Consider the following 16,152-nt stretch of genomic DNA (forward strand, 5'->3'; position numbering starts at 1 on the left):
GGAAAGAAGATGATCGCAGAATTTGAATCACGCATTCTGGCGTTAATTGATGACATGGTGGAGCACGCCAGTGACGATGAACTGTTTGCCAGCGGTTATCTGCGTGGTCACCTGACGCTGGCCGTCGCCGAACTGGAAGCCGGTGATGACCACTCTGCGGACGCGGTGCATGCTGAAGTCTCCCGCAGCCTGGAAAAAGCGATTCTGGCCGGCGAACTCTCTCCGCGCGACCAGTCATTAGTGCTGGGCATGTGGGAAACCTTGTTTCACAAAGCCAGCCTGACGTCATAAGTTAGCGCCTGGACATGTAGGCCGGGCAAGCGAATGCGCCGCCCGGCGTTAAAACGGCTCCTTTGCCAGACGCCCGGTGGCGCTACGCTTACCGGGCCTACGCTTTCACCCTCTTCCCCTTCAACAACTTCCTCACCCATAACCGGTTCGGATTGAGCGCGGCCAGCGTGTGGCTGTCCAGTGGGATCGGCTCGTTACTCATCTGGGCGGCAAGAACCTCCGCCGTCAGCGGCGCCGTACAGAGTCCGCGGGAGCCCAGCCCGCCCAGCATAAACAGATTACGGAACGCCGGGGCGCTGACCGCCTGGGATGTGTTGCTGGCGAGATCCTGATAAGCCTTCAGCGTGGCTTCATAGTCCGGTACCGCACCCGTCATCGGCAGATGATCGCGGGTGGCGCAGCGAATACCGTTGCGCGCCTCGCCTGCGCTGACATCCACCTCACGCGCCCATGCCGCCTGCGGCAAACAGTCGAGCAGACGCTGGCGGTTATGCTGCTGGTCCTCATCGCTGTACTGCGGTTCGGTCTGGCCGCGATGATAGCTTGCGCCGATGCAGTGCTGGCCGTTGGCCGGATTTTGCGGGGTCAGATACCCGTCGTAGCAGAGCACCTGGCGCAGCTGGCTCAGCTGCGGGGCCGCCGGGATATGGCTCACCTGGCCACCCACCGGGTAGACCGGCAGTGGTGCGGTCTGGCTGAACTGGCTGATGCCGTGTCCGTTCGCCAGCACCACGCTGCCATGCTGCGCCTGCTCACCGTCGGCAAACTGCAACATCCACCGGGCGTCGGTCTGCGCCAGCGACGTTACCTTGCGGCCATAGTGCACCTGCAGGCCCAGAGTTTGCGCCAGCGCGATCGCCGCCGCGGTAAGCTGCGCCGGGCACAGCCAGCCGCCGAGCGGATACTGGATCCCGCCGCAGCCGGTCGGTACCCCAATGCTCTCCGCCACCTGTTGGGCATTTACCGCCATCGCAATCTGCTCGGGCAGGCCCAGAGCGAGCATATGGTCAATTTTCTGCTGACTCTTCTCATCCCAGCCAAGCTGGGTGACGCCGCACCAGGCATGATCAAAGGCCACCGGCAGGGTGTCGTACAGGCGGCGGGCAAAGGTGAACGCCGCCGGGAAAAACTGGCTCAGCGCCGCATCGTGGGCGCTAAGCAGGGGATAGAGCGCCCCCTGACGATTGCCGGAGGCACCCGCTGCCGGGGCATCGTCGGCGCAGTAGAGCGTCACCTGCCAGCCACGGCGCAGCAGCGCCAGCGACAGCAGCGCGCTGGCAATCCCGCCGCCCACCACGGCGGTTTCGCGCCCGTCGCTGGCCGGACGGGCAAACCACGGGGTGCGGGCAGGGGAGGGGCGATCCTGTTCCATCACCCCGACGAGCATTTCGCGCTTGCGGCCAAAGCCCTTGGTTTTTTTCATGGTGAAGCCTGCTTCCTGCAGGCCGCGACGGACAAACCCGGCGCAGGTAAAGGTGGCGAGCGTGCCACCGGGCCGCGCCAGACGCGCCATGGCGGCAAACAACTCTGGGGTCCACATATCCGGGTTTTTGGCCGGGGCAAAACCGTCGAGGAACCAGGCGTCAACCTGCTGGTTCAGGGAGTCATCCAGCTTGTCGGTGAGTTCGTTAATATCCCCAAGCCAGATATCGAGCGTGACGCGCCCGCCGTCCAGCAGCAGGCGATGACAGCCTGCGATAGGCAGCGGCCACTGGGCCTGGAGCTGTTCCGCCCAGGGGGCTAATTCCGGCCAGTGCTGATGCGCCAGACGGAGATCGTCGGCGGCCAGCGGGTATTTCTCAAAACTGATGAAATGTAACCTTTGCAGCGTAGCGTCAGGGTGTGCCGCACGAAAGCGATCGAACGCTTGCCAGAGGGTGAGGAAATTCAACCCGGTGCCAAATCCGCTCTCCGCCACCACAAAGAGATCGCGGGGATGCAGCGGAAAACGGGAATTCAGCTGATTTCCTTCGAGGAAAACATAACGTGTCTCTTCCAGTCCGTTATCATTAGAGAAGTAGACATCGTCAAAATCTCGGGAAACAGGTGTACCCTCAGCGTTGAATTCGAGGTTGGCGGGTTGTATAGCGTTTTGTTTCACGTAAGTTACTCGTCTGACAGGCTGTGCCGCGATCTTAACGATGTGCGTCTGATGGTGCAAATTTCCGCAGAAAATGGCTGATCGGACTTGTTCGGCGTACAAGTGTACGCTATTGTGCGACTCGAAACTTAAATAGTGCGACTTACAGAGGTATTGAATGAAACGTGCAGTGATTACTGGCTTGGGCATCGTTTCCAGCATCGGTAATAACCAGCAGGAAGTCCTGGCATCTCTGCGTGAAGGACGCTCCGGGATCACCTTCTCTGAAGAGTTTAAAGATTCCGGCATGCGTAGCCACGTATGGGGTAATGTAAAACTGGACACCACGGGCATGATCGATCGCAAAGTGGTCCGTTTCATGAACGATGCCTCCATCTACGCCTATCTCTCTATGCAGGAAGCGATTGCTGACGCTGGCCTGAGCGAAGAGGTTTATCAAAACAACCCGCGAGTGGGTCTGATTGCTGGCTCCGGCGGCTCCTCTAAAGCGCAGGTGTTTGGTGCGGACGCGATGCGTAGCCCGCGCGGCCTGAAAGCGGTGGGTCCATACGTGGTGACCAAAGCGATGGGTTCAGCGGTTTCCGCTTGCCTGGCGACCCCGTTCAAAATCCACGGCGTAAACTACTCCATCAGCTCCGCTTGCGCGACCTCCGCACACTGTATCGGTAACGCGGTTGAGCAGATCCAGCTGGGTAAACAGGACATCGTATTTGCTGGCGGCGGCGAAGAGCTGGGCTGGGAAATGGCCTGTGAATTCGATGCGATGGGTGCTCTGTCCACCAAATACAACGAATGCCCGGAAAAAGCCTCCCGTACCTATGATGCAAGCCGTGACGGCTTTGTTATCGCAGGCGGCGGCGGTATGGTCGTGGTGGAAGAGCTGGAACACGCTCTGGCCCGCGGTGCGCACATCTATGCTGAGATTGTTGGCTACGGCGCAACCTCCGACGGTGCAGACATGGTGGCTCCATCAGGCGAAGGCGCAGTGCGCTGCATGAAGATGGCGATGCACGGCGTTGATACCCCAATCGACTACCTGAACTCCCACGGTACCTCTACTCCGGTAGGCGACGTGAAAGAGCTGGGTGCTATCCGTGAAGTGTTCGGCGACAACAGCCCGGCTATCTCCGCCACCAAAGCCATGACCGGTCACTCCCTGGGTGCGGCTGGCGTGCAGGAAGCGATCTACTCTCTGCTGATGCTGGAAAACGGCTTTATCGCGCCGAGCATCAACATTGAAGAGATGGACGAGCAGGCCGCAGGTCTGAACATCGTCACTGCGACAACCGAGCGTGAACTGACTACCGTCATGTCCAACAGCTTCGGTTTCGGCGGCACCAACGCCACGCTGGTGATGCGTAAGCTGAAAGCATAAGCGTTTGAATGTATAGTAGAAGGGAGCCTGATGGCTCCCTTTTTTTATGCCTGAACATGGAGTTATGCATGACGGCCGTTACCAAAGATAAAAACGCCGCTTCCGGCAACGTCTCGCTGTTCCGTATCGCCTTTGCGGTATTCCTCACCTATATGACCGTCGGCCTGCCATTGCCGGTGATCCCGCTGTTTGTGCATCAGGAGCTGGGCTATGGCAACACCATGGTCGGCATCGCCGTGGGTATTCAGTTTTTAGCCACGGTGTTAACCCGCGGCTATGCCGGACGGCTGGCGGATCAGCACGGCGCAAAACGCTCGGCATTGCAGGGCATGTTCGCCTGCGCACTGGCGGGTGGCGCATGGTTACTGGCCGCGTTGCTGCCAGTGGAGGCGGCCTATAAATTCGCGCTGCTGGTGGTAGGGCGCTTAATACTCGGTTTTGGTGAAAGTCAGCTCCTGACCGGCACACTCACCTGGGGGATGGGGCTGGTCGGGCCCGCGCGCTCCGGCAAAGTGATGTCGTGGAACGGGATGGCTATCTATGGTGCGCTGGCTGCGGGTGCACCGCTGGGTCTTTTGATCAACAGTCAGTTTGGCTTTGCGGCGCTGGCCGCCACCACCATGGCACTGCCGCTGCTGGCATGGGCGTTTAACGGCACGGTGCGTAAAGTTCCGGCTCATAAAGGCGAACGTCCCTCCCTGTGGAGCGTGGTGGGGCAGATCTGGCAGCCAGGCCTGGGCCTTGCGCTGCAGGGCGTTGGCTTTGCGGTGATTGGTACCTTCGTCTCGCTCTACTTTATGAGCCGCGGCTGGGCGATGGCCGGTTTTACGCTCACCGCTTTTGGCGGCGCGTTTGTTCTGATGCGGGTGCTGTTCGGCTGGATGCCGGATCGTTATGGTGGCGTGAAGGTAGCGGTGGCGTCGCTGGTGATTGAAACCGTGGGTCTGGTGTTGCTCTGGCAGGCGCCAACCGCGCCGGTAGCACTGCTGGGGGCAGCCCTGACCGGCTGCGGCTGTTCGCTGATCTTCCCGGCGCTGGGTGTTGAGGTGGTTAAACGCGTTGCCCCACAGGTGCGGGGCACGGCGCTGGGTGGCTATGCCGCCTTTCAGGATATCTCATACGGCGTGACCGGGCCGCTGGCGGGGCTATTAGCCACCTCGTTTGGCTATCCGTCGGTCTTCCTGGCGGGGGCGGTTTCAGCGGTGGTTGGGATTGTGGTGACGCTGGTGGCGTTTCGGAAATCTTAGCGGTTTGTTGCCGGGTGGCGGCTACGCCTTAACCGGCCTGCAGGTTGTGTTTTTGTAGGCCCGGTAAGCGTAGCGCCACCGGGCAAAACATCAGGCAACCAGCCAGAAAATCGCCAGCGCAATGATTAAAGCAACCAACATCAGGCCTGGACGGGCAGAAAGCGTTTTGAAGGTTTCCACTACCGGGGCAAAGAGCGGGCTGTAGATCGGCTGGATATTGCGCACTTCCGTCACGCCAGCTTCACGCTCGGTGCGGCGGACGAAGATCTCGTTGAGCAGATCCTGTACCTGGGCGGTGGTCAGCACCGTCTGCGGCGTCGCCTGCCAGTTCTGTCGGGCATAGTCCTGAATGCTGTCCCACTCCTGGGCCTCCAGCGGCTGCTTCAGCGCAGCCTGCAGGGTGTGCAGGGTTGGCGCGCTTTGCGTGCTCAGCGTCTGGCGTGCCTGTAGCCAGGTGGCAAGGTGGGTAAACTGCCTTGCCGGGATTAACTCTCCCGCTTTCACCCCCGACAGTTCCAGCATCGACTGCCAGATGAGCTTGGTCGGCTCGCCCGTGGCGGCGGCAAGTTTGGTCACCATCTGCTTCAGCGTATTGTGTTCGGCAGGCAGCAGCGGGCGCTCCGTGGCCGGGCGCTGCTGCGGCTGCGGAATATTGAGCTGATTATTTTGCAGCAGCGTCAGCACCGTTTTGAGCTGCTCGGGCGTCAGCTGGTTCAAAGCGGTCTGGCCATACTGCTGGCGAATAAAATCGCTGGCCGCCTGGCGGTTATTGCCCTGGGTCAGCAGCTCCGTCAACCGGGAGACCATCTGCCGGGTGGTATGGTTTTGCTGGGCGGTGTTCAAGCGCTGGTTGAGGTTTTGCTCCGCAGCAGGGAAGTGGCGCGACAGCATGGGCGCATCACTCTTTAATCCCAGATCGTGTTTCACTCCGGCCCACACCTCCGCATTCTGCTGCGACGTCAGGGCGATTAACCGGGTGATCAGACGTTCCAGTACAGTGCGTTGTTGTGTGGAGAGGGGCTGTTCGCCCGCGACGTGGGATGGACGCGGGCCATCACCCGGAGGTTGTGGCGGCGTACCTGAAATGGGCTGCATCGGCAAAAAATCCTTAAAGTCGTTACTCATCGTTAACCAGGTTTACGTATATGCCTGGCGGCCAGATTATGGCACACTTGACAGGTTTTCTTCCTCTCAAACAGGTACTCAGACGTGAAAATCCTCGTTGATGAAAATATGCCTTACGCCCGCGAGCTGTTCAGCCGCCTGGGTGAGGTTAAGGCCGTTCCTGGACGTCCCATTCCGCTCGCTGAGCTGGATGATGCCGACGCGCTGATGGTGCGCTCAGTGACCAAAGTGAATGAGGCGCTGCTGTCTGGCAAAGGGATCAAATTTGTCGGCACGGCAACCGCAGGAACCGATCATGTGGATGACGCGTGGCTGAAGCAGGCCGGGATTGGCTTTTCCGCCGCACCGGGCTGTAACGCTATTGCCGTCGTGGAGTATGTTTTTTCCTCTCTGCTGATGCTGGCCGAGCGTGACGGGTTTAGCCTGGCCGATCGCACCGTAGGCATTGTCGGGGTCGGTAACGTCGGCGGTCGCCTGCAAAAGCGCCTTGAGGCGTTAGGTATCCGCACGTTGCTGTGCGATCCGCCCCGCGCTGACCGTGGCGATGAAGGGGATTTCCGCAGCCTGGATGAGCTGGTGGCCGAGTGTGACGTGCTCACCTTCCATACGCCGCTGTTTAAAGACGGGCCGTATAAAACGCGCCATCTGGCAGACGACGCTCTGATTAGCCGCCTGAAGCCGGGCACCATCCTGATTAATGCCTGCCGTGGCCCGGTGGTGGACAACGCGGCCCTGCTGCAGCGCCTGGATGCTGGTCAGGATCTGAGCGTGGTGCTGGACGTGTGGGAGCCGGAGCCGGATCTCAACGTGGCCCTGCTGGACAAAGTGGATATCGGTACCGCGCATATCGCGGGTTACACCCTCGAAGGTAAAGCCCGCGGCACCACCCAAGTGTTTGAGGCGTACAGTGCCTTTATCGGTAAATCCCAGCAGGTGGCGCTGGATACCCTGCTGCCAACCCCGGATTTTGGCCGCATTACCCTGCACGGCCCGCTGGATCAGGGAACGCTGAAAAGGCTGGTGCATTTAGTGTATGATGTGCGCCGCGATGACGCGCTGCTGCGAAAAGTAGCGGGTATACCGGGTGAGTTTGACAAGCTGCGTAAGCATTACGTTGAGCGCCGCGAATGGTCCTCTCTGTATGTGATGTGTGATGATCCTGCTGCGGCGTCGCTGCTGCATAAGCTGGGTTTCAACGCCGTTCATCACCCGGTTCGTTAATGTCTTCTTAATGCTCCCTGGCGGATACCCCGCCAGGGACGCTTTTTTATTTCTGGAGTAAACCACCATGTCTGAAGGCTGGAACATTGCCATACTGGGCGCAACGGGCGCCGTGGGCGAAGCCCTGCTCGAAACCCTTGCTGAGCGTCAGTTCCCGGTGGGCGACATCTATGCCCTGGCGCGTAATGAGAGCGCGGGCGAGCACCTGCGTTTTGCGGGTAAATCCGTCATGGTTCAGGATGCGGCTGAGTTCGACTGGACCCAGGCGCAGCTGGCCTTTTTCGCGGCCGGGGTCGACGCCTCCGCAGCATATATTGAAGAGGCCACCAACGCGGGCTGTCTGGTCATTGATTTGAGCGGCCTGTTTGCCCTTGAGCCGGACGTACCGCTGGTGGTGCCGGAGGTGAACCCCTTCGTGCTGGCCGACTACCGCAACCGTAACATCATCGCCGTCCCGGACAGCCTGACCAGCCAGCTGCTTAGCGCCCTGAAACCGCTCATCGACGAAGGTGGCTTGTCCCGTATCGCCGTAACCAGCCTGATGTCAGTCTCTGCCCGCGGTAAAAAAGCGGTGGATGCTCTGGCGGGGCAGAGCGCGAAGCTCCTGAACGGTATTCCGGTGGACGAAGAGGATTTCTTTGGTCGTCAGCTGGCGTTCAACATGCTGCCTTTGCTGCCGGATCGTGAAGGCAGCGTGCGCGAAGAGCGCCGTATCATCGATGAAGTGCGTAAGATCCTGCAGGATGACGGGCTGATGATCTCCGCCAACTGCGTGCAGTCCCCGGTGTTCTACGGCCATGCCCAGATGGTGAGCTTTGAAGCCATGCGTCCGCTGGCAGCGGAAGAGGCGCGCGACGCCTTTGGCCGTGGTGAAGATATTGAGCTGTCTGAAGAGAGCGAATTCCCGACACAAGTGGGCGACGCAACGGGCAACGCGCACCTCTCCATTGGCTGTGTACGTAACGATTACGGTATGCCGGAGCAGATCCAGTTCTGGTCGGTCGCCGATAACGTGCGTTTCGGCGGCGCGCTGATGGCGGTGAAAATCGCTGAAAAACTGGTGCAGGAGTATCTGTACTAATGTCTGAAGTGGAGCAAAAGCCCGTTCATAAGATTGCCCTCGGTATTGAGTACGATGGCAGTAAATATTATGGCTGGCAGCGTCAGAATGAGGTGCGCAGCGTCCAGGAAAAGCTGGAAAAAGCGCTCTCTCAGGTGGCGAATGAGCCCATCAATGTCCTGTGCGCGGGGCGTACCGACGCCGGTGTCCATGGTACGGGGCAGGTGGTGCATTTTGAAACCACCGCAGTGCGAAAAGACGCGGCCTGGACGCTGGGGGTAAATGCGAATTTGCCTGGTGACATCGCGGTACGCTGGGTCAAAAATGTGCCGGATGATTTTCATGCGCGGTTCAGCGCCACCGCGCGCCGCTACCGCTACATCATCTATAACCAGCGTCTTCGTCCGGCAGTGTTGGGCCAGGGCGTCACCCATTTTTACGAGCCGCTGGATGCCGATCGCATGCATCGCGCGGCGCAGGCGCTGATTGGCGAAAACGACTTTACTTCGTTCCGTGCCGTACAGTGCCAGTCTCGCACACCGTGGCGCAACGTGATGCACATTAACGTCAGCCGGCATGGCGCGTATGTGGTGGTGGACATCAAAGCGAATGCCTTTGTTCATCATATGGTCAGGAATATTACAGGCAGCCTGATGGAAGTAGGCGCCGGACACCAGCCGGAGAGCTGGATTGCAGAGTTGCTGGCGGCGAAGGACAGAACGCTGGCGGCAGCAACGGCGAAAGCGGAAGGGCTCTATCTGGTCTCGGTCGATTACCCGGATCGTTTTGACCTTCCAAAACCGCCAATGGGCCCGCTGTTCTTAGCGGACTGATAGCCGTGGCAATAAAGGTTTAGACAATATGGATTTAATTCGCTTTCTGATCGATTTCATTCTGCATATCGATGTTCACCTGGCAGAGCTGGTCGCTGATTATGGCGTCTGGGTGTATGCCATTCTGTTCCTGATCCTGTTTTGCGAAACCGGGCTGGTGGTGACGCCCTTCTTACCGGGCGATTCGCTGCTGTTCGTGGCGGGCGCGCTGGCGTCGCTGGAGACCAACGACCTTAACGTTCACCTGATGGTGGTGTTAATGCTGATTGCCGCCATCCTTGGCGATGCGGTGAACTACACTATAGGGCGGCTGTTCGGCGAGCGGTTATTCAGTAACCCGGACTCGAAGATTTTCCGTCGCAGCTATCTCGATAAAACCCATGCGTTTTATGAGAAACATGGCGGTAAAACCATCATTCTCGCGCGCTTTGTGCCCATCGTCAGAACCTTCGCCCCATTTGTTGCGGGTATGGGTCATATGTCGTACCGTCAGTTCGCGCTCTATAACGTCACCGGTGCGCTGCTGTGGGTGCTGAGCTTTACCTACGCGGGTTATTTCTTCGGGACCATTCCTATGATCCAGGAAAACCTTAAGTTGCTGATCGTAGGGATTATTGTGGTTTCCATTCTGCCGGGCGTCATCGAAGTGATTCGTCACCGTCGCGCGGCGGCAAAACAAGCAAAATAAAGGCACGACTGCGGTTCGACCACTTTTTTATCCAAAGTTTCGGGCTGTTATGTTTTAATGTGCAACATTCATGGTCGGTCGGGGGCAAAAATGGCATTATGCGCCCCTTGCAGCAAACCTGGTTCAGGCAGAAAGGTTATCAATGAGCTGGATTGAACGAATTAAAAGCAATATCACCCCAACCCGCAAAGCGAGTATTCCTGAAGGGGTGTGGACTAAATGTGACAGCTGTGGCCAGGTCCTGTACCGCGCCGAACTGGAGCGTAATCTCGAAGTTTGTCCGAAGTGCGATCACCACATGCGTATGTCGGCGCGTAACCGCCTGCATAGCCTGCTGGATGAAGGTTCTCTGGTTGAACTGGGTAGCGAGCTTGAGCCAAAAGATGTGCTGAAGTTCCGTGACTCCAAGAAATACAAAGATCGTCTGGCCTCTGCGCAAAAAGAGACCGGCGAGAAAGATGCCCTGGTGGTGATGAAAGGCACCCTGCACGAGATGCCGGTTGTCGCGGCGGCGTTTGAGTTCTCCTTTATGGGCGGCTCAATGGGCTCCGTAGTGGGCGCGCGCTTCGTGCGTGCCGTTGAGCAGGCGCTGGAAGACAACTGTCCGCTGATCTGCTTCTCCGCCTCCGGTGGTGCCCGTATGCAGGAAGCGCTGATGTCGCTGATGCAGATGGCAAAAACCTCCGCAGCGCTGGCGAAAATGCAGGAGCGCGGTCTGCCGTACATCTCCGTGCTGACCGACCCAACCATGGGCGGCGTATCGGCAAGTTTTGCGATGCTGGGCGATCTGAATATCGCTGAACCGAAAGCGCTGATCGGCTTTGCCGGCCCGCGCGTTATCGAACAAACGGTACGTGAAAAGCTGCCGCCGGGCTTCCAGCGCAGTGAGTTCCTTATCGAGAAAGGCGCTATCGACATGATCGTTCGCCGTCCGGAGATGCGCCTGAAACTGGCCAGCATTCTGGCGAAGCTGATGAATCTGCCATCGCCGAGCCCGGATGAGCCGCGCGAAGGCGTGGTGGTACCGGATCAGGAACCCGAGGCCTGATAACTGAAAAGGGCAGGGCCAGTGGCGCTGCCCTTTTGCTTTCTAACCGTAACTGAAAAGCGCGCAACATGGAAAATACTACTCTTCCCCAAGCCACGTCGCCTCTGGCCGCGTGGCTTTCTTATCTGGAAAACCTGCACAGTAAAGCCATCGACATGGGACTTGAGCGCGTCAGCCAGGTCGCGGCGCGCCTTGATGTTCTGAAACCGGCTCCCTTTGTCTTCACCGTGGCGGGTACCAACGGCAAAGGCACCACCTGCCGCACCCTGGAAGCGATGCTGATGGCGGCGGGCTACAAAGTAGGGGTCTACAGCTCGCCCCATCTGGTGCGCTATACCGAGCGCGTGCGGGTGCAGAATACAGAATTAGCCGAATCCGCGCACACCGCCTCGTTTGCAGAGATCGAAGCCGCGCGCGGCGATATTTCGCTGACCTATTTTGAATATGGCACTTTGTCAGCGCTGTGGCTCTTTAAGCAGGCGCAGCTGGACGTGGTGATCCTTGAGGTCGGGTTAGGCGGGCGTCTGGATGCCACGAATATTGTCGACCCGGATGTGGCGGTAATCACCAGCATCGCGCTGGATCATACTGACTGGCTGGGGCCCGATCGCGAGAGCATTGGCCGTGAAAAAGCCGGTATTTTCCGCCCGGGCAAACCGGCTATCGTCGGCGAACCCGATATGCCGCACACCATTGCTGACGTGGCGCAGGAGAAAGGGGCGCTGTTGCAGCGCCGTGATGTCGACTGGCGCTACAGCGTGACGGAAAGCGGCTGGCGCTTTGAAGATGCAGCGGGCGCGCTGGATAACCTGCCGCTGCCCCAGGTACCGCAGCCAAATGCCGCCACGGCGCTGGCCGCACTGCGCGCCAGTGGTCTGGCGGTAGAGGAGCAGGCGATGCGCGACGGCATTCAGCATGCGATTCTGCCGGGGCGTTTCCAGATAGTCAGCGAATCACCGCGTCTGATTCTGGATGTGGCGCATAACCCCCATGCCGCGGCGTATCTCGCAGGACGTCTCAAATCGTTGCCAAAAACCGGGCGTGTGCTGGCGGTTATCGGTATGCTTCATGATAAAGATATTGGCGGCACGCTGGCCTGCATGGAGAGTGTGGTCGATAGCTGGTATTGTGCCCCTCTGGAAGGCCCACGCGGGGCGACTGCCGAACAGTTGATGGCGCATCTCGGCGCAGGGCAGCGCTTTGATAGCGTGGCGCAGGCCTGGCGGGCGGCGATGGCCGATGCCAGACCAGAAGATACCGTGCTGGTGTGTGGTTCGTTCCACACGGTGGCACATGTCATGGACGTAATGGATACGGGGAGAACCGGTGGCAAGTAAGTTTCAGAACCGTTTAGCAGGCACCATTGTGCTGGTGGCGCTGGGGGTGATTATTCTCCCTGGGCTGCTTGATGGACAGAAAAAACATTATCAGGATGAGTTTGCGGCGATCCCGCTGGTGCCGAAACCGGGCGATCGGGATGAGCCGGACATGCTTCCGGCGGCAACACAGGCTCTGCCTGCACAGCCACCAGAAGGGGCAGCTGAAGAGGTACGCGCAGGCGATGCCGCGGCGCCATCCTTAGATCCGGCGCGTCTGGCAGCCGGAAACAACAACGAGCTGGATCCCGTTCCGGCGCCGGTAGAGCAGTACGCGCCAAAACCGGTGCAAAAACCGAAACCGGTTGAGAAGCCGCAGCGCGATAACACCAGCCAGCAGCTGGCAGCGGCGACAGAAACCCCACCGGCCAAACCGGCGGCAGAAGAAAAACCGGCCCCGACCGGCAAAGCCTACGTTGTGCAGCTCGGTGCCCTGAAAAACGCCGATAAGGTCAACGAGGTGGTGGCTAAACTCCGTGGCGCGGGGTATCGCGTTTACACTTCACCTACCACACCGGTACAGGGTAAAATCACCCGTATTCTCGTAGGGCCGGATGCGTCGAGAGACAAGCTGAAGGGATCGCTTGGAGAGCTGAATAAACTCTCGGGTTTGAGCGGCGTGGTGATGAACTACAGCGTGAATTGAGGGTTTCCCTCACTTACGGGATAAGGCAAAAACAGGCGCAGCAGATTGCCTGAGAAGGTAACCCGCCTGGGGCGCTGAATATTTTTTCAGCGCTTTTTTTATTTAAGCGCGGGAAGGAAATCCCTACGCAAACGTTTTCTTTTTCTGTTAGAATTCGCCCCGAACTGGATGACAGGGCGTTTGATCGTGGGACACATATGGTCTGGATTGATTACGCCATCATTGCGGTGATAGGTTTTTCCTGTCTGGTTAGCCTGATCCGTGGCTTTGTTCGTGAAGCGTTATCGCTGGTAACCTGGGGCTGTGCCTTCTTTGTTGCCAGTCATTACTACACTTACCTGTCTGTCTGGTTCACGGGCTTTGAAGATGAACTGGTTCGAAATGGGATTGCCATCGCGGTGCTGTTTATCGCGACGCTGATTGTCGGCGCCATTGTTAACTACGTGATTGGTCAGCTGGTTGAGAAAACCGGGTTGTCAGGAACGGACAGGGTGCTGGGGATCTGTTTCGGGGCATTGCGAGGCGCGCTGATTGTTGCCGCGATACTGTTCTTCCTTGATACCTTTACCGGGTTCTCAAAAAGTGAAGACTGGCAGAAATCGCAGCTTATCCCGCAGTTCAGCTTCATCATCAGATGGTTCTTTGACTATCTGCAAAGCTCGTCGAGTTTTTTGCCCAGGGCATAAACCCTGAGATGTGGCTTAACGAGGAAATGACGAATGTGCGGTATTGTCGGTATCGCCGGTTTCATGCCGGTAAACCAGTCTATTTATGACGCATTATCGGTGCTTCAGCACCGTGGGCAGGATGCTGCGGGTATCATCACCATTGATGCACACAACTGCTTCCGTTTACGTAAGGCCAACGGCCTGGTAAACGATGTGTTCGAAGCCCGCCATATGCAGCGTCTTCAAGGCAACATGGGTATTGGTCACGTTCGTTACCCGACTGCTGGCAGTTCCAGCGCCTCTGAAGCTCAGCCGTTCTACGTTAACTCGCCGTATGGCATTACGCTTGCCCACAACGGCAACCTGACCAATGCTCACGAGCTGCGTAAGAAGCTGTTTGAAGAGAAGCGTCGTCACATTAACACCACTTCTGATTCTGAAATCCTGCTCAACGTCTTTGCCAGCGAGCTGGATAACTTCCGTCACTATCCGCTGGAAGCTGACAACATTTTTGCCGCGGTAGCCGCCACTAACCGTCTGATCCGTGGCGCTTATGCCTGCGTCGCGATGATTATCGGCCACGGTATGGTTGCCTTCCGCGATCCTAACGGCATCCGCCCGCTGGTGCTGGGCAAGCGCGATATTGGCGACGGCCGCACCGAGTATATGGTGGCCTCCGAAAGCGTGGCGCTGGATACCCTGGGCTTTGAGTTCCTGCGTGACGTCGCACCTGGCGAAGCGGTTTACATCACCGAGAAAGGCCAGCTGTTTACTCGTCAGTGTGCGGAAAACCCGGTCAGCAATCCGTGCCTGTTCGAATATGTCTACTTCGCCCGTCCGGACTCCTTCATCGACAAGATCTCCGTCTACAGCGCCCGTGTGAATATGGGAACCAAGCTCGGCGAAAAGATTGCCCGTGAGTGGGAAGACCTGGATATCGACGTGGTGATCCCTATCCCGGAAACCTCCTGCGATATCGCCCTGGAGATGGCGCGTATTCTGGGTAAACCTTACCGCCAGGGATTCGTGAAGAACCGCTACGTTGGCCGTACCTTTATCATGCCGGGCCAGCAGCTGCGCCGTAAATCGGTGCGCCGCAAGCTGAACGCCAACCGCGCTGAGTTCCGCGACAAGAACGTGCTGCTGGTGGATGACTCCATCGTGCGTGGCACCACCTCAGAGCAGATTATCGAGATGGCCCGTGAAGCGGGTGCGAAGAAGGTCTATCTGGCCTCTGCGGCACCGGAGATTCGCTTCCCGAACGTGTATGGCATCGATATGCCTACCGCCAACGAGCTGATTGCCCACGGTCGTGAAGTGGATGAGATCCGCCAGATCATCGGTGCCGACGGCCTGATTTTCCAGGATCTGAACGATCTGATCGACGCGGTGCGCGCCGAGAACCCGGATATTCAGCAGTTCGAGTGCTCGGTGTTTAACGGTATCTACGTAACCAAAGATGTGGATCAGGGCTACCTGGACTACCTCGATTCGCTGCGCAACGACGACGCGAAAGCCGTCCAGCTGGCGAACGATCTCGAAAGTTTAGAGATGCATAACGAAGGTTAAGCACTATCGCAGGCGAGGGCATCTGCCCTCGCTTGCAACTCCCGCCAAAATCCTGCACAGTCAGCCCTGTAACAGCAAGGGCGAACATCATGAAACGATTAATTGTAGGGATCTCAGGGGCCAGCGGCGCGATTTACGGTGTCCGTTTGTTGCAGGTATTGCGCGACGTCGCCGAGGTTGAAACCCATCTGGTAATGAGCCAGGCTGCGCGTCAGACCCTCTCTCTCGAAACCGATTACTCCCTGCGCGACGTTCAGGCATTGGCCGATGTGGTGCATGATGCCCGCGATATCGCCGCCAGCATCTCCTCCGGGTCGTTTAAAACGGCGGGCATGGTGATCCTGCCCTGTTCCATCAAAACCCTTTCCGGCATCGTCAACAGCTATACCGATACGCTGGTGACCCGCGCGGCCGATGTGATATTAAAAGAGCGTCGTCCGCTGGTATTGTGCGTGCGCGAAACCCCGCTGCATCTGGGCCATCTGCGCCTGATGACCCAGGCCGCTGAACTGGGGGCGGTGATCATGCCGCCGGTGCCGGCGTTTTATCACCGTCCGCAAAGCCTGGATGATGTGATTAATCAGACCGTGAACCGGGTGCTCGATCAGTTCGACATTGACCTGCCGGACGATCTCTTTACCCGCTGGCAGGGCGCCTGACGGTCAAGCTGTTCTGCCAGAGTGCAGCTCACCGCAACGTGCCCTGTTTCAGGGCAATTCTGCAACAGCGATCATATCCTCAACATTTAATTCCTTTTTTCCTTTCCAGGCACTGCGGTTCGTTTGGCAGACCTGCTATCTTTCACCATTAAGGCAATCCTGCAACCTTTCATTAACATATTTAACGCCGTAATTTTGCGTTATGTGCAATGTGGCATAAGACCTGCAAGAGATTGCCTGCAACA

15 protein-coding genes are annotated in these 16,152 nt (G+C 58.2%); 13 read left to right on the top strand and 2 right to left on the bottom strand.

The window, feature by feature from the left end; genetic code table 11:
• Positions 1–9 precede the first annotated feature (9 nt).
• Positions 10–291, top strand: a complete 282-nt coding sequence (locus tag DVA44_RS06770) for a YfcL family protein (protein WP_114386033.1) — start codon at positions 10–12, stop codon at positions 289–291.
• 97 nt (positions 292–388) lie between these two features.
• Here DVA44_RS06770 and mnmC read toward each other — a convergent pair whose 3' ends face one another.
• Positions 389–2,392: a bifunctional tRNA (5-methylaminomethyl-2-thiouridine)(34)-methyltransferase MnmD/FAD-dependent 5-carboxymethylaminomethyl-2-thiouridine(34) oxidoreductase MnmC gene (gene mnmC, locus DVA44_RS06775; RefSeq protein ID WP_168194460.1), complete on the bottom strand. Its 2,004-nt coding sequence runs from the start codon at positions 2,390–2,392 to the stop codon at positions 389–391.
• 157 nt (positions 2,393–2,549) lie between these two features.
• Between mnmC and fabB the strand changes: the two genes are divergently transcribed.
• Together fabB and DVA44_RS06785 are read left to right on the top strand one after the other, a co-directional pair.
• Positions 2,550–3,767: a beta-ketoacyl-ACP synthase I gene (gene fabB, locus DVA44_RS06780; protein ID WP_114386035.1), complete on the top strand. Its 1,218-nt coding sequence runs from the start codon at positions 2,550–2,552 to the stop codon at positions 3,765–3,767.
• A 68-nt stretch (positions 3,768–3,835) separates the two neighbouring features.
• Entirely contained in the window at positions 3,836–5,014 is a 1,179-nt protein-coding gene (locus DVA44_RS06785; protein ID WP_114314357.1) for an MFS transporter, read from the top strand.
• A gap of 90 nt (positions 5,015–5,104) precedes the next feature.
• Here the strand turns inward: DVA44_RS06785 and flk are convergent, their stop codons facing one another.
• Positions 5,105–6,109, bottom strand: a complete 1,005-nt coding sequence (flk, locus tag DVA44_RS06795) for a flagella biosynthesis regulator Flk (RefSeq protein ID WP_114386036.1) — start codon at positions 6,107–6,109, stop codon at positions 5,105–5,107.
• Positions 6,110–6,223: 114 nt separating this feature from the next.
• Between flk and pdxB the strand changes: the two genes are divergently transcribed.
• The 10 genes from pdxB to DVA44_RS06845 all read left to right on the top strand — a co-directional run bounded on the left by pdxB (position 6,224) and on the right by DVA44_RS06845 (position 15,907).
• The gene (gene pdxB / locus DVA44_RS06800) at positions 6,224–7,360 is read left to right on the top strand and encodes a 4-phosphoerythronate dehydrogenase PdxB (protein ID WP_114386037.1); all 1,137 of its coding nucleotides are present in this window, start codon (positions 6,224–6,226) and stop codon (positions 7,358–7,360) included.
• Positions 7,361–7,427: 67 nt separating this feature from the next.
• A complete protein-coding gene (locus DVA44_RS06805; RefSeq protein ID WP_114386038.1) occupies positions 7,428–8,441 on the top strand; it encodes an aspartate-semialdehyde dehydrogenase in 1,014 nt (337 codons plus the stop codon).
• Positions 8,441–9,253, top strand: a complete 813-nt coding sequence (truA, locus tag DVA44_RS06810; protein ID WP_103180516.1) for a tRNA pseudouridine(38-40) synthase TruA — start codon at positions 8,441–8,443, stop codon at positions 9,251–9,253. The genes DVA44_RS06805 and truA overlap by 1 nt, the downstream gene beginning before the upstream one ends.
• 28 nt (positions 9,254–9,281) lie before the next feature.
• Positions 9,282–9,941 carry a DedA family protein gene (locus DVA44_RS06815; RefSeq protein WP_103825167.1) on the top strand — a complete coding sequence of 220 codons (660 nt, stop codon included), beginning with the start codon at positions 9,282–9,284 and terminating at the stop codon, positions 9,939–9,941.
• Positions 9,942–10,083: 142 nt separating this feature from the next.
• Entirely contained in the window at positions 10,084–10,989 is a 906-nt protein-coding gene (gene accD, locus DVA44_RS06820) for an acetyl-CoA carboxylase, carboxyltransferase subunit beta (RefSeq protein WP_103825166.1), read from the top strand.
• Between the two features lie 68 nt (positions 10,990–11,057).
• Entirely contained in the window at positions 11,058–12,326 is a 1,269-nt protein-coding gene (gene folC / locus DVA44_RS06825; RefSeq protein ID WP_114386039.1) for a bifunctional tetrahydrofolate synthase/dihydrofolate synthase, read from the top strand.
• The gene (gene dedD / locus DVA44_RS06830) at positions 12,316–13,011 is read left to right on the top strand and encodes a cell division protein DedD (RefSeq protein ID WP_103825191.1); all 696 of its coding nucleotides are present in this window, start codon (positions 12,316–12,318) and stop codon (positions 13,009–13,011) included. Before folC ends, dedD begins: the two co-directional genes overlap by 11 nt.
• Before the next feature lie 197 nt (positions 13,012–13,208).
• Positions 13,209–13,697, top strand: coding sequence for a colicin V production protein (gene cvpA / locus DVA44_RS06835; protein ID WP_039030950.1), 489 nt, complete (start codon positions 13,209–13,211; stop codon positions 13,695–13,697).
• 33 nt (positions 13,698–13,730) lie between these two features.
• Positions 13,731–15,248 (top strand): amidophosphoribosyltransferase, encoded by a 1,518-nt coding sequence (purF, locus tag DVA44_RS06840; RefSeq protein ID WP_103180507.1) that lies wholly within the window; start codon positions 13,731–13,733, stop codon positions 15,246–15,248.
• 89 nt (positions 15,249–15,337) lie between these two features.
• Positions 15,338–15,907 carry a UbiX family flavin prenyltransferase gene (locus DVA44_RS06845; protein WP_103825163.1) on the top strand — a complete coding sequence of 190 codons (570 nt, stop codon included), beginning with the start codon at positions 15,338–15,340 and terminating at the stop codon, positions 15,905–15,907.
• Positions 15,908–16,152 lie beyond the last annotated feature (245 nt).

It is taken from the genome of Leclercia sp. W17, assembly GCF_003336325.1.
In the GTDB taxonomy this organism is placed as follows: domain Bacteria; phylum Pseudomonadota; class Gammaproteobacteria; order Enterobacterales; family Enterobacteriaceae; genus Enterobacter.

Bases quoted from the DNA above. Each gene is read 5' to 3' on its own strand.
- DVA44_RS06770 (WP_114386033.1), top strand. From the start codon at position 10: ATGATCGCAGAATTTGAATCACGCATTCTGGCGTTAATTGATGACATG.
- fabB (WP_114386035.1), top strand. From the start codon at position 2,550: ATGAAACGTGCAGTGATTACTGGCTTGGGCATCGTTTCCAGCATCGGT.
- DVA44_RS06785 (WP_114314357.1), top strand. From the start codon at position 3,836: ATGACGGCCGTTACCAAAGATAAAAACGCCGCTTCCGGCAACGTCTCG.
- flk (WP_114386036.1), bottom strand. From the start codon at position 6,109: ATGCAGCCCATTTCAGGTACGCCGCCACAACCTCCGGGTGATGGCCCG.
- DVA44_RS06805 (WP_114386038.1), top strand. From the start codon at position 7,428: ATGTCTGAAGGCTGGAACATTGCCATACTGGGCGCAACGGGCGCCGTG.
- truA (WP_103180516.1), top strand. From the start codon at position 8,441: ATGTCTGAAGTGGAGCAAAAGCCCGTTCATAAGATTGCCCTCGGTATT.
- DVA44_RS06815 (WP_103825167.1), top strand. From the start codon at position 9,282: ATGGATTTAATTCGCTTTCTGATCGATTTCATTCTGCATATCGATGTT.
- accD (WP_103825166.1), top strand. From the start codon at position 10,084: ATGAGCTGGATTGAACGAATTAAAAGCAATATCACCCCAACCCGCAAA.
- folC (WP_114386039.1), top strand. From the start codon at position 11,058: ATGGAAAATACTACTCTTCCCCAAGCCACGTCGCCTCTGGCCGCGTGG.
- cvpA (WP_039030950.1), top strand. From the start codon at position 13,209: ATGGTCTGGATTGATTACGCCATCATTGCGGTGATAGGTTTTTCCTGT.
- purF (WP_103180507.1), top strand. From the start codon at position 13,731: ATGTGCGGTATTGTCGGTATCGCCGGTTTCATGCCGGTAAACCAGTCT.
- DVA44_RS06845 (WP_103825163.1), top strand. From the start codon at position 15,338: ATGAAACGATTAATTGTAGGGATCTCAGGGGCCAGCGGCGCGATTTAC.